The organism is Candidatus Uabimicrobium helgolandensis, assembly GCF_041508025.1.
GTDB lineage: Bacteria > Planctomycetota > Uabimicrobiia > Uabimicrobiales > Uabimicrobiaceae > Uabimicrobium > Uabimicrobium helgolandensis.
Map to the genome: position 1 here is coordinate 794330 of NZ_CP165719.1, position 14732 is coordinate 809061.

The 14732-nt window shown below is 34.9% G+C and carries 9 protein-coding genes; 8 read left to right on the top strand and 1 reads right to left on the bottom strand.

The features are described 5' to 3' along the window. Nucleotides 1-53 precede the first annotated feature (53 nt). Entirely contained in the window at nt 54-491 is a 438-nt protein-coding gene (locus tag UABHE_RS02945) for an SRPBCC family protein (protein WP_372368724.1), read from the bottom strand. A 20-nt stretch (nt 492-511) separates the two neighbouring features. On the opposite strand from UABHE_RS02945, the gene UABHE_RS02950 reads away from it, so the two are divergent. The 8 genes from UABHE_RS02950 to UABHE_RS02985 all read left to right on the top strand — a co-directional run bounded on the left by UABHE_RS02950 (nt 512) and on the right by UABHE_RS02985 (nt 14732). Continuing rightward, nucleotides 512-1528, top strand: coding sequence for a peptidyl-prolyl cis-trans isomerase (locus UABHE_RS02950; protein ID WP_372368725.1), 1017 nt, complete (start codon nt 512-514; stop codon nt 1526-1528). 11 nt (nt 1529-1539) lie between these two features. Further along, the gene (locus UABHE_RS02955; RefSeq protein ID WP_372368726.1) at nt 1540-3333 is read left to right on the top strand and encodes a hypothetical protein; all 1794 of its coding nucleotides are present in this window, start codon (nt 1540-1542) and stop codon (nt 3331-3333) included. A gap of 127 nt (nt 3334-3460) precedes the next feature. Beyond that, entirely contained in the window at nt 3461-4522 is a 1062-nt protein-coding gene (locus UABHE_RS02960) for a hypothetical protein (protein ID WP_372368727.1), read from the top strand. A gap of 68 nt (nt 4523-4590) precedes the next feature. Continuing rightward, a complete protein-coding gene (locus UABHE_RS02965; protein WP_372368729.1) occupies nt 4591-7386 on the top strand; it encodes a pentapeptide repeat-containing protein in 2796 nt (931 codons plus the stop codon). 401 nt (nt 7387-7787) lie between these two features. After that, a complete protein-coding gene (gene lpxB / locus UABHE_RS02970; RefSeq protein WP_372368730.1) occupies nt 7788-8933 on the top strand; it encodes a lipid-A-disaccharide synthase in 1146 nt (381 codons plus the stop codon). 205 nt (nt 8934-9138) lie between these two features. Further along, nucleotides 9139-12588: a DUF3754 domain-containing protein gene (locus UABHE_RS02975; RefSeq protein ID WP_372368732.1), complete on the top strand. Its 3450-nt coding sequence runs from the start codon at nt 9139-9141 to the stop codon at nt 12586-12588. Between the two features lie 13 nt (nt 12589-12601). After that, nucleotides 12602-13621 (top strand): DNA polymerase III subunit delta, encoded by a 1020-nt coding sequence (gene holA, locus UABHE_RS02980; RefSeq protein ID WP_372371556.1) that lies wholly within the window; start codon nt 12602-12604, stop codon nt 13619-13621. A 16-nt stretch (nt 13622-13637) separates the two neighbouring features. After that, nucleotides 13638-14732, top strand: coding sequence for a serine/threonine protein kinase (locus tag UABHE_RS02985; RefSeq protein ID WP_372368734.1), 1095 nt, complete (start codon nt 13638-13640; stop codon nt 14730-14732).

Below are 14732 nucleotides of genomic sequence, written 5' to 3' on the forward strand. Positions count from 1 at the left end.
GCTACTGTTAAGAAATATAGGACTCATTCCCTGCTCTCGCAGGGAGTAATATGTTATTGTAAGTTCTCAGCGCGTTTTTTCAAAGCGTTCATTGAATCGACTAAGCTGACGTTCTTTAATGTGTTCATTATTTTTTTAGGAACCCATAGCCCTAACTCTATTTCGAAATTACAAGTTGCTGATGTTGTTTGGTCGTTTACTTTAGCAAAGACGTAACTACCTTCAATGTTTTTGAGATCACCACCAACATAGCCCCAAGTTAGAGTGTGTTTTTCTTCGTCGTACTCGTAGCGCAGGGTATAGTTTAATTTTTTTACAAGTATTTTTACATCGTACTCTACAATAATAGGACGATTTTTTGTATCTCTTTCTAAAACAGATATGTTTTTGATTGTGTCTTGCCACTGTGGGTATGTTTCAAAATCGCAGATAGTTTTGTAGCATTTTTCGATATCTGTATTTATCATTATTGTTTTTTGTTGTTTTTCCATCTTTTCCTCAGGAGTTACCTATGAAATGGCTATATTGTGTTTTTCTTATTTGCGTGCCAATATTTAGTCAGCAGCAAAGATCGGATACTATTGTAGCTATTGTAAACAAAGATATAATAACATATGGAGATGTACTCAAAAAAGTAAAAAGTATCATTCAGAGTATTGAAGCTTCCGGCTTGCCAAGAAAGCAAAAAGAATTACGTAAAGCAGCAAGTATGCAAGCAAAATTACGTGATATGGTCGATACACTACTTATGCAGCAAGAAGCTAAAAAATATAAGCTAGAGCTGCCTAATCGCGAAAATATTAAGAAGCAAGTTGAAAAACAGCTAAAGAAACAAAAAGAAACACGTGGGCTAGATGAATTTGCTCTAGAAGACGTTTTTTATTCGCGAGAATTATTACGCAACTTGCTACAAGCTCGTTCTGCATACTCTCAAGGGGGTGAACGGCGTGCTGATATTGATACTTTTGTACAACCCGCTGAAATTTGCCAGTACTATAAAGATAACCTTGGTAAATATACCAAACCTCCTAAGATAAAAACGCGTATTATAACTTTGTTTTACAGTAAAAATGATGGCCGTGAACAAACACGCGCCAAAGCAGAATCAATTGTTCGCGAACTTCGTAACGAAGCTGATTTTGCAGAAATAGCAAAACTATACTCTAATGACCCTTATGCTGAAAGCGGTGGAGATTGGCCGCGAAAATTAAAAGATAATAAAGAAGTATGGGATTTTATCGGTAAAGGGGAATTGCCAAAAGAAGTAGATGATATTGCTTTTAGTATGAGCAAAGGAGAAATAAGCGAACCTATCATGCTCGATGGTGAATCCTACTGTCAAATTGTGAAAATAGAAGATATGGTAGAAGGAGGAGCCGTTCCTTTTACAGAAGTACAGCCTGAAATACGCCGTCGATTGCAAAATGAAAAAATAGTAAGCGCTTTGAAAGGTATGCTTACTCAACTTCGTCGTCGATCTTTTTTATGGCCAGAGAACATTTTTCGTAATCCAAACGAATTAGAGTAAGAGGTATAGTGATGAAATGGTTATGTGTGGTAATGAGTTTGACCTTTACTTTTGCACAAATACAAAATGAAGAAGTATTACAATTACTAGGTGAACAAAACAGTGAACAATTTCACAAGCCTTATCCACTTGCCATACTATATCAACTTGTTGATATGCCTTATCACCAGGTTTATGAAAGAGTACTTCGCGCTCAATTTGAAGATAGATTATCAAATAACTATGAAAATTTTTACAATGCAAAATATTACCACACTGCATTAACAAAAAGAATTATTGAAGCTTCTTCAGTGAAAGATATACCGAAAAAAATGTTAAGTACTCTCAAACAAGAGCATTTTTTAGCTATTGAAATTCATGGATACGATCGTTATTTTGTTATGAGAGCTTTTTGCCCAAAAACCAGAACATTTAGTCCTATAGTGCGTCGTTCTTTTAACTCAAATGAAACCCTTGCCAAAGATATTTGTAGTATTATTCCACAGATATTTGGTATTGAAGGTATTGTTGTAAAAAAAGAAGAAGAACACTATTTGTTTTTGCGCGGGAATAACACGACTATGCGTAGTATACTAAAGAGTGGAGGACATACTTTTTATTTGTATCGACAAAACGCACGTATTGTCAATACCTATGCTCAAATAGGTGAGTTGCTTTCAGTTGGTACTTTTGTGTATAGTAAGATTGATGTACTAGGCGATTACAAATTGCGTGGTTTTGAAACAGCTCAGAAAATTTATTTTACAGGTGGTTTTCAAAAAATAAAATTAATAAATCACGAAGAGCAGTCGCAAGAAGCCTTTTCTATCTTTACCAGTTACGAGGGGTTTTCTGATAATTCCAAGAACTATCGCGGAACTACAGACATTTCAGGCAGTTTTAAAATCGAAGATACTGAAAAAGCGCCTATATTTTTGATGATCATGAAAAATATGAATAATGTTAATTTTCCTATTGTACGTAGGCATATTATTGTCGAAAACAATAGTGCTACTCTCAAACTCGTAGCGCAAACGTTAGAAGAAGTAGAAGCAATTTCAAAACGAAAGCTTTCACAAAGACAACTCTTACAAATAAAAAACGAAGTGGTTCAGAGAATACTACAAGCGAAGAATTATATGAAGTTGAACGACTTTGAGAAAGCAATTATTTCTTTGGAATATGCAAAAAAATTAACCCAAAAAATGAATAAAGAACCCTCATTGCAGAACGCTCTTACAAAATTAGAAAACGTCTATCAGCAAGCTTTGAAACAAAAGAAAATGAATCGCAACAAGAAAGAAGCGATTGCGCTTTTGAAAAAAACAGACAAAAAAGTAAGTAATTTTTTCTATAAAGAAGCTTTAGAACTTGCAAAAAAAGCACAACGCCTCTGGCCGTTTGCCAACGATGAAAACAAAGGGTACCAAGAAATTCTTAAACGATTAAAAAAAATTGAGATTTTGCTTCTTCAAGAAAACACTAGTTTCGGTGAAGCACGACTACTACTATCAAAAACTCTATTTTCTTTTAATTCAGACAACATAACCATTAGAAATATCGAAACAATTCACGGTGCTGTTAAGATATTAAATACTCCACAAAAACACCAAGAAATTTATAATGACCGCTATATTTTAACAGCAGCAAGATCTTTTTTAGACAAGCTCGCAAGTGATCTTATCACAATTGCAAACTTTCATTTGGAAAAATACAAAAATAATGAAAACACCAATGAAAGGCGTGAAGCTTATAAGAATTATGAAAAATATTACAACAGTAGTAAGAAGATTGACGTGATTTTAAGTGAACTCCAAAAAATATAAAATCGCTGTTGAAATATTATAGAATATAGAATACAATCATGAAAATAATTTTGAGCATGCTCCTAAAACAGCTGCTCCATAGTATCATAAACAAACCTCGTGTAAAATTTGAGAAAGGCTCAGTCAAATGCAAGACCAAGATCCTAAAGAGTTATTAGTACAATACGGGCACATCCTTGCTTTTGTTGTTTGCATCGCATTCAACGGTTTTTGGTATATGGGAGCAGGGGATGCAAGAGCGGACGCTTTGATCACCAAAGTAGAAAGATCGCAAAAAAAGATCGCAAAGATGAAAAGAGCAAGTAAAACACCACCTGACGAGAATATGGACTATAGCAAGACAGTAGAGGCTAACTGGAACAACACCACGGCTTTGTCACCTTCTCCAGGATTCAAATCTATTTACCCTTCGGCAAACATCACATTTGAACGCGAAGTTCCTCCTGAAGATCAGTGGATTAGTAAGCCTACAGGACTTCAGGTTAGTGTTGGTAAAGAAAAACTTTCTTTGCAGTGGCGTGCTCCGTTTCCATTAAGAGACAAAACTGGCAAACAACGACAAATGACAAAAGTAGCCGGCTACGAATTAGTAAAACTTTGGAGAAATCCTAAAGGCAAATCCAAGAGAAAGCGCTATACTTTTGGTAGTGGTACTACTAGCTTTGTCGATGAAAAAGTAGAAACCAAAACTCTATATTCTTATAAAGTACGTGCCTATAGCTTTAACACCGCAGCAAAAGGTGGTGGCGAAGGCGAAGTAAAGGGAAAGAAAGCTGTATTAAGTGATTTTAGCGGCACCAAAAAAGGTAAAATTAAATCTTTGTATGAGATTGAGCTTTTAGGTGTAGCGGGAGAAAGTGCTTTTATTAAATTACGTCGTTACTACAAAGGGCAAAATCGCGAAACCACCTGCACCATAAAAAAAGGTGCGGACATTGAAGCCAAAAACGTTAAGGTTTCTGGTTTAGATAAGCGTATGGATTTTGTTCCTGGTTGGAAGCTTCTTCACTTAACTACTCGTGCAGAACGCACAAGAAAAATCACAAAAAAGGTTTTTGTTCGTATCAACCCTGATACAGGTAAGGGCGAATACAAAGATGTAACTACTGAGCAAAAATATGAAACCGCTGCGATTATTTTTAAAGATGAGAAAAATAAACAAGTAAAGAGATTTAAAACAAAAAAGTAACCCACTTGCACCAAAAGAGTAAGTATAGATTGGAAAAGATCCCCTCCACGATTAGAAGGTGAATTTCGATGGTACAAACAAATTTCTTCCAAAAAGAAATCAGCTTAAAATTTATTTATTATGGTCGAGACAGTGTAGGTAAAAAAACTACGCTTCATAGCCTACATAAGCATCTTGAGTCAAAACAAAAAACTAAAATACAAGATGAAAATTTTGATGATGTGATTGTCCATCATTTTATCCACATTCCGAGAAAAGCACTTGCTGGAATGAAAATTAAATGTGGAATATACTGCATACCAGAGGAAGGACTTCACTCTAAAAAAGTACTGTCTTTACTCGAAAGCGTTGATGGGATCATTTTTGCTGCTGACCTAAATTCTACTACAGAAGAAGCTGCAGAAAGTTATAAAAAACTGGAAGCGGCTTTCAAAAAAATAGACGAAAAACTGATGTTTCGTTCTATGGTTATGCAGTATACCAAAAAAGATCTTGTTGATAACGTTGATGAAAAAGTAGAAGCTTTCAACACTTCTTTTAACAAGCTAAAGAAAAAACATTTTGCTAGCGGAGAAGGTTCAGCTCAAGAAATTCTTGATACATGGGAATGTGTATATTCCCAAGTAATGATCGAAGTTAGAGCAAAACTTGACTCAACGACAAAGAGCATGCCTAAAACAAAATTGAAGTTTAATTTTAACCGCAAAAAAGAGGTAGAAGAAACGGAAGAAGACGACAAAGGTTTAAAAATACCCAAAAAATTTGCTAAAAAAGATGAAGAACCCGACGAATATAACGACACTAGAATTGATTTGCATGTTTCAGAAGATGAAAGTAAGAAAGCTAGCGAAATAGAAGTAATCGCAAATGAAGATAATAAAACCAGCGAAACGGAAGTAATCGCGGATGAACGCAAGAAAGCTAGCGAAACCGAAACAATCGCAGAACATAATCAACATCTTATAAAAAAGCAAATGCCTATAGACAGTTTCTTCGAAGAAAGTTCTGAAGAAGGGTTAACCAGCGCAAAAACGGAATCTTTTTCTGTTGATGAAAAAGAAATGGATTCTATTAACAGACTAAAAGTGACAAACCAACTACTTTCAGAATTAGATACCTCTTTACGTGAACAACGCGCGCCTGAAACTCTATTTTTTGAATCTACCTCCGACGAAGAAAAAACTCGCCTAGATGAAAACTTATATTCGGAAACTTTGAGTTTAAAAAGTTCTCCTCTTGTCAAAGAGATGGAAGATAAGTCTTCAGAGCAAGCACTTGAAAAAATAAAAAATGGAGAAATATTACAAAACGCCAAATTAGATTTATTGGATCTTCGCAATTATAATTTTGTTGATCCTATTCGTATTTCTAAATGTCAAATTGGTTCTATTCTTTGTGATGGTTCCGATTTTAATGGCCCATTTATTATTGAAGATACTAAGATTAGTCAACACTTTAGTCTTTCCAGTAATATTGGAAGTTTATTTCGCGATTCTATCAAACTAAAAAGAGTTGAGGTTGATGGCGAAATTGTATGGGACGGAGTCGTTGCATCTAAAGAAGTGACTATTCTCGATTCTACTTGGAACAGCAATGCTCAAATCCAACGATGTGCTTTTGAAAAAGAAGTATTTATCGCCAATAGCAATATTCTCAGTTTCAACTGTAAAGAATCTAATTTTCGCGGTGAATTTACAATGACAGGATGTCGCTTTGAAGATAATGCCGAATTTCAAGGAAGTAATATAGAAGACCGTTTATACATTTCGAGTAGTTATTTTCAAAAAGCGTATTTTTGCAATACGCACTGCAAATCAAATGTCGAGGTAATTAATTCCACATTTGATAAAATTGGTAGTTTCAAAAAAATGCATATTGCAAAAGGCTTTTGTTTAGAAGGATGTGTTTTCAACGGACGGGCAGACTTTTCAGAGGCACGTATCAACGGAGAATTTGAAGTTCGGCGTACAGAATTTTTCGAGGATACATTTTTTCATAAAGTATTGGCGACAGCAAATCAGTGTTTTGAAAATGTGACTTTTTCAGCAATGACAGATTTCTCTAAGGCTTCTTTGAATCAAGCAGATTTTATCCAAAGTTATTTCAAAGGAATTACTCACTTTCATGAAGCAATTTTTTCTGAAGATGCCTCTTTTTTAGAGAGTACCTTTGAAAATACCACAAATTTTTCACGAGCGATTTTTTATAAAAAAGTTGACTTTACCGAATGCGCATTTAATGGACGCATGTCTTTTCGCGGTATGATTGGTGATTATGTTGTTATTCACCGCGATCAAGTAGAGAAAAAGCTGGTTTGCGATAGTGAAAAGAATCAAGAAATGATACGCCAAGAATATCTTACTCTTAAACGCATTATGGATAAGCAAAGGCGCCTCCAAGATAAAGACTGGGCTCACTATCACGCTAAACGTGCTGAAAGACGTTCTAAGAAAATCAATTGGTTCAATCCAATGAGCATAGGTGAAAGATTTGTAAATTGGTTATTTCTGGATATTGGTAGTCGCTATGGAACACGTCCGCAAAATATAATCATACTTGGTGTTCTACTTTGTACTTTTTTTGCTAGCATATACGCTTTTGTTTTTCCAGAACATCTACAACCAACAGATCTACTTATTAGTGAAAAGCTTGGTTTAGACTCGTATAGCTTTTTTGAGCAAAACCAAAGAATATTCGCTGGTTTAGAGTTAAGTTTAAAAGCGATAATACCAGGAACTGCAATGAGTACATCTTTGCAGAGCAGTTTATGGATGTGGGCAATAGTAATGTTAGAAAGTTGTCTTGGTATTATTTTAGCATTTATGTTATCTATTCTTCTAGTCCGCAAACTATTGCAAAGTTAGCTTTTCTTCTGTTAAAGCCTATATTAATGCGATGCGTCTTTGGTAAAGCTTAAGAGCTTCGCATTTCTCCTCCAACAGGAAGGAATATAGATTCTCAAAGGCAATACATGGGGTATTCACAACCATTTTGTTTTTACAAAAGAGATGCATAGGTCCTGTGGAGAGGAAAGCTTGCGAAGTAAAAGGGCATCGCAAAAAAATGACATGCCTAAAATTATAAGATTGTCTAATTAAACATAGTTACCGCATAACAATGAGAGCTCATTTGGACACACCCAACTTAAAAACGCTGGGTCCACGAAAATAAATCAAATCATAATTAAGTTTAGCAAACAAATTCTTGAATGCTTCAACTACAACCACAACCTTGACTTTCACAACTATCTTTTTTGGAATTCTACATGAGTAAGCATATTTTTATTGTCGCTGGTGAAGCGTCTGGAGACATTTATGGTGCACAGCTCATCACCCACTTAAGAAACATAGATCCTGATATAGAGGTTTCTTGTTTGGGAGGTGATTGTATGAAAGAAAAAGGCGTTAATTTTTTATACAACTTAGTTAAAGAATTTTCAGTAATGGGTTTTATTCCGGTTATTCTTGGAATACCGAAAGTAATGCGCTTTCTAGAAATTTCTCTTAATTCTTTTGCAGAAAAGCGTCCTGATCTTATTGTACTGATTGATTATCCTGGTTTTAATATGTATTTGTCAACACACGCCTACAAAAGAAAAATACCATGTATTTATTTCATCACACCGCAAATATGGGCATGGGCACCTTGGCGTATCAAAAAAATAAAAAAATTCATGAGTAAAATGCTTGTTATTTTTCCTTTTGAAGTTCCTTTTTATGAAAAAGCAAATGTCCCGGTCAACTATGTTGGACACCCGATACTGGATAAGCTAGAGAAATTTCACCCAGACAAAGACTTTTTGCAAAACCAAAAAATAGACACACAAGAAAAAATTCTCGCTGTACTTCCTGGAAGCCGCCAAAGAGAAATAGAGGGTAATTTAAGTACAATGTTATGGGTTGCGGAAAGTTTAGAAGGGGTTGATCACGTAATTATTGCCTTAGGTTCAAATAAATACATTGATTTGGTTAATGAAATTGCTGCCAAGTACCCTAGTATTCCACTGCGTATTATTATTAAAGATACTCATAACGTTCTTATCAATGCTCATCTTACTTTAGTAACTTCGGGAACAGCCACTTTGGAAACAGCTCTTTTAAAAGGGCCACTGGTTATTTTTTATAGGTTACCAAAACTTCACTACTTTGTATTCAAGCGCCTCCCTTTTATCACATGTGACTTCATAGGCTTACCTAATATTATTAGTGGTAGAGAGATTGTTCCAGAACATGTTTTTCAAGAAGAAAAGGATGTAAAGATACTTGAAAATGCCAAAAACTTATGGGAAGAAGGAGAAATACGCGAACAATCGATAAAAGATATTGAAGAAATGCGAACTAAAATGGGTTCTCCTGGTGCTAGTAAAAGAGCTGCAAAAGAAATTATGGACTTTTTGGCGATGGAATCATAAAACCATTTAAGACTGAATTGTTGTAGTCTTTTATAGATATCCACGAAAAGAAGAATCTGTTTATTTTGAGTCATCGATTGCACTTACATCTTTATAGGTTGCAACAACTCATTTTAGACGCACCCAAATCAACGATATCGAGTCGCGTGCTTAGGCACGCGAAGAGATCTTACTTTATTAACCACTATAACTATATGGAACTCTAATGAGCGAAATAATAGAAGACAAAATTCCTATTGATAAACAAGAATTAATAGAAAATTTAGCAAACTCTCTACCTGCAAACCAACAACAAGATTTTCGATATTTTGCAAAATTATTAAATACATTTTGTAAAGATAAATTTTCTATTAGTTTAGAAAAACTAAAAACTCATTATCGTCCTTTCAACCCAGATACAGAGTCACCTGTATATTTAAATGATACAGAAGAACAGTATTATGCGAAAGACCTTGCGGAAAAATTTCACGTTTTTCTACAACAACAAAACTATCAAAAAATAAATGATCATGATATCTTGGATATTCTTGAACAATATAGACTACGAGGAGTAAAAATAGCTATCCCTCGTAACCAATATCGCGATTTAGTTGTTTATTTTAGAGATGAATCAACCGAGTACCGTAGTTATAGAAAGTGGTATACGTTATGGCTACGCAAATACCATAGTAAAAATTCTTCTTATAAGAAATTAGCTGTTCTCTTTCGCCCATATCATGAGAATTTCACTAGTTCTTTTGCGTTTCGTTTGCGTAAGAAATTAAAAAAAATAGAAAGCCCACGTAGTTTTATTTTGCCACAACCAATTACTTTAAAACTTTTTAAAAACATTAGTGAAGAAAGTTTACCAGTATTATTTCCTGGAATATCCGTAGAGATGGGTATTTTTAGTAGAGTGTGGGTGTCACTACTGAGTTGTGCGGTTGCGGTTAGTCTAGCTCTTATGTTTTTTTATACCTGGACATGCCTCATTATTATTTTTGCGTCGGGATGTTTTATTACGCGCGAATTGTTTGTATTTCTTAGTAAGAGCACCAAGTACAACTCAAAATTACTGGATAACTTTTATCATAATAGTCTCAATAATAACTCCGGTGTGATTAGTCATTTAATTCAACACGCTGAAGAAGATGTATACAAGCAAATACTTCTCATTACTTATGCTTTCTGGGTTAAAGAACGTTGGGCATTTTATCCAATACATACCAATTCTATAAAAAATTACGTTGAGGATTTAGCGCTACAACGTTTTGGGGTCAAAATAGAAGTTGATGTTGAACGTATTGCTTATCAGTTACTTAGCAATTCTGGTGGAGATAAATGGCTCGAGATGCCTAAACTCATAGACGCCATTTATCCGAATAAAGCTTACATCAAAAACGATTGTAGCGAAAACGACGATTATATAAAAATAGATGAAGCAGAAGAACCACTACCACATTCAGGTAAAATTATTGTGTCACCTGGTACTGAAAATGAAGAATACGCTGCTTTTTCGCGAAAAGAATTTCGGTTGTATATTGATAAAGAAAAAAGTAATCATAAAACAACTCAATATTCGCATGCTCCTGGTGCTTCTGTACGTTGGATACCAGAACAACCAATTATCACAAAGCTAGCAAGTGTATGTAAAGAGGGTAGCGATACTCTAAATATATTTTCGGGTGACTTAGACAATATACCTCTTCGAGGTATTGGCAAAATTGGTAACAATGGAGATGTTTGTGAATTTCGCTATGTGCGAATAAAAAACAAGAGTGAGTTATATTTGACAACAGCTCTTCGATATAGACATGCGCCTCACACTAATGCTCCGGTAATGGTAAGACTTGTTCCTCCTAGTTTTAAAACAGAAACTGTTATTAGCGAAGGTACCCGAGAAATAGCTCTACCTGAAAAAATAAGTTTTCCTGAAACCGGCTTTGTGCTTGTGTCCACCTCAGAAAAATCTAAATATATTGAGTATCAACTTCATAAAAACAACTTACTTTTGGAAGAGCCTGTACAAATAGATATTGCTATTGGTACAGAAATACGTCTTGTTCAGCCACAAGCAGTTACCAAGCAAAAATTAAAAAGAGGGAATTATTTGATACCAGTTCCCAATAGCAAATTGTTTCGAATACGCGGTGTTTTGATTATTGGCGCAAATACCAAAAATGAAGAACGAGTTCCTTACCAAAGACCTGTCATCAAACTTGAATTGGAAAAACCTCTACAATTTAGACACTCTAAGGGGGCGATGATTCAAATTGAAAGCCATAAACTAAGATTATTGCGCGATTTTTCAGCAGGAGCCAAGTATATATTGGCGCATGGTTCTATTGAAAGCATAAAAAAAGGACAAGCTATTATTAGCCCGGGGGAAAACAATCGCGAGACTTTTCATTTTGAATTGAGCCAACAATATTTACATTTACTCAAACCATTAAGTGGCGCGCATGAACCAGAAACAACAGTAGAAGAAAATATTTTTGAGAGTACCTTGAAGTACGAGGCGACGCAAGGAAGTTACTTTATTACTTTAGAAGATGCTTCTTCATTTTCTTTATCTGGATCAGCGGAAATCAATTTTACAGGCAAATTTGGCATAAAAGAAAAATGGCCTTTCCGCAGAGAAAAAGGCAGCAATACTCTCATATTAACAAAGAAAATGGATAAGAGTTTTGCTTCGGGAACATCTATCAGTATTATCGGAGTTGAAGCAACAACCACAACTAAAATTCCATATCATCATTCATTTTTAGATATTGATTTCTCTTCTGTTCCTCGTTTTCCACAACAAGGTAAAATTATCATTGAACCAGGAAGTCAATCTAAAGAAGAAATTGAATTTAACCGTTATCCAAATAGATTAAACCTTGCAGATCCACTGCGTCATTCTCATAAAAAAGGTGCCGTAATTGAATTTTGCCGTGCGCCAGAGTTTGTTACCTCAGAACCGATAACATCGCAGAATAAAAAAATTCTAGTTGAAAATGCACATCTATTGCCTGATAGAGGCAAAATAGTTGTCCAAGACGAAGTAGTCAAATACTATAAAACACCTGCTCGCGTGCTTTTGATGCAACCATGTCGTTACTATCATGTTCGAGGAAGTCTTGTTCAGTTGCCTGAGATATCGCAGAATATTAAATTAGCGGAGTATGCAGAAAAAGGGAGCAAGGAAATAAAAGTCGTCAATGCTCAAGAACTACCGAAAAAAGGAACAATAGAAATACATGGTTTTTTTGCACATGCAGTTTGCACTTTCTCGCGAGAAGGTGATACACTTTACTTAAACGAACCACTCACTAAAAGCTTCTCTACGCGAGCAAAACTAAAATTACCTGATTTATACTTGAGAACACATCTTTCGCCAGGAATGGAATATTTGGAAATAAGTGACCCATCTTGCCTACCAGGCTCAGGCATATTTTTAATCACAACTTCTCACACTGGTAGACGTAAAAAACGCAAAGATGAAGTGCTTCACTTCAGATACTGCCCAGAAACATTGTGGCTTGATACGCCATTAAAGAAAAGTTATTCCGCAAATATCACTGTCGAGACGTATGATTACAACATTGGCGAATGCGGCTCGTTGCAAGCTAACAATATGAAAACGGCAACTGAAAAGCTCAAATCATTCTTACATTCAAAATTGTTGGAGTAATTTTGTGAATTACATGCAATTTGAAAGAGAAGTTAAAAAAAAGATAGCTAATTTTTATATTTTTTATGGTAAAGAGAAATTTTTAAAAGAAGAAGGCATTGCTATGGTTAAAGAGAAATTAGCTGATGCTTTTTATACAGAGTACGATGTTGATAATCAATTTAGTGTCCAAGAGCTAATTTCTAATTTGAGTTCGGATGTACTTTTTAATGACACAAATCTCATTATATTAAAAAACGCTGATATAATGACAGCTGAATTGTTAGAGCCGTTAAAAACTTACCACAAAGCACCAAACCCTAACTCGGTGCTGATAATGGAACTGACAAAACTAGATAATCGTTCCAAATTTGCAAAAGCAGTAAAAAATTTAGCAACTTGTGTTGAATGTTCACCTTTGTATGATAGACCAAAGCCTTGGTTGCGGTTACCTCCTTGGGAAAGTGATTTGGCAAAATGGGTATGTTCAAGAGTAAGAAAATACAAAAAGACATTAGCACCAGAAGCAGCATTTTTTCTAACCGAGTATGTTGGAAATGATCTCAAAAGTTTAGACTCACAATTGCAAAAAATTGCTTTATTTTTACAGGACAAGAAAGATATAACTTTAGAGGATATTGAAAAACTTGTTGGTAAAAGTAAAAAAATAAATATATTTGATTTGCTAGATGCTATATCTCATAAAAAACTAGACACCTCTTTAAACTTAATGCGCCAGGTTTTTGCGAATGGTTTACAAGAACAAGATGGTAGTAGCACTCATGATCCAATGCATATTGGTTTGAAAATTTTGCGATTACTTCATTATAGATTTAAACAGATTTGGCAACTTGGAATTAGTGGAGACTCTTCTAGTATTGGAGAGTATGCCAAGCGTCAAGTGTCCGGTTTTACAAAAAACTTTACTAAAAAACAACTTATATCGATTTGGCAATTTCTTCTCGAAACAGAACTACGTATGAAAACTTCTCGGGTAAGCCCCATTGTATCTATCGAACAAGTTATTATTCATATAACCAGTGGTCAATTATAACTATAGGATCGTAGACATGATACTCAAAGATACATATAAAATCGTAAAAAAAATAGGTGAAGGAGCGATGGCAAAGGTTTATCTTGCCCAAGATTTAAAATACAATCGCGCTGTTGCTGTGAAACAAATTAGCCCTCCTCCAGAAATGTTTGATATTCATACAGCAATAAAAAGGTTTGAACGCGAATATCAATTTTTATCTGCCATTAATCATCCAAACATAATACGTGCGTATGATTTTTTTGAGCACGAAACTATTAACTTCATGGTTTTGGAATATGTACAAGGAATTACGCTTGAAGATGTTTTAAATAAATACCCTCGGCCAGATTTAAAAAGACTTGTCAATTTAGCTTTGCATATCGCTTACGGCGTCGAAGTAATCAACTTGGCGGGAATCTTACACCGCGATTTAAAACCTAGTAATATTATGATCAACAAACGCGGAATTAAAATACTCGATCTTGGTATCGGTAAGCATATGAATATTGATGTTACACAACTAAGTGAACATGGGTCTTTTATTGGAACAATAGAATACGCAAGTCCTGATCAATTTAGCGGAGAAGTTAATGCAAATAGTGATGTATTTTCTTTGGGAGTAATTTTATACCAGTTATTCACATGGCAACAACGCTCCCCTTTTTTAGAACATGATATTCCAAGTACTTTAACTAAGATTGTAAGTGAAAATATACCGAACTTAGTCAAAGTAATTCCTCAAAATATTTACCAAGAAAACGTTCCTTTTTTTAATGATTTTTCGCAGCTCATAGATCACGCACTCCAAAAACACACAGATGATCGCATTGCAAGTGCAATGGAGTTTGTTGCTAAGTTAGAAACAATCACCAAAGGCCACATATATCACCAAATTCCGCCACAAGAAGTTTATCAAACCTTATCTGCTCAAGCCAGAGATGAATTAAAGCAAATAGGTGATCGTCACGGACGAACGCTTCCAGAGGAAAGGCCAAAAACTACATCTAGAGCTAAAAGTTCTGTTAGAAAAAGACGTATCGCAAAAAAGAAAAGCAGTAAACTAAAATGGTTTGCGGTAGCGTTGACTTTGGTAGCGGTAATCACTGGTATTTTGTATTCTTTTAGATAA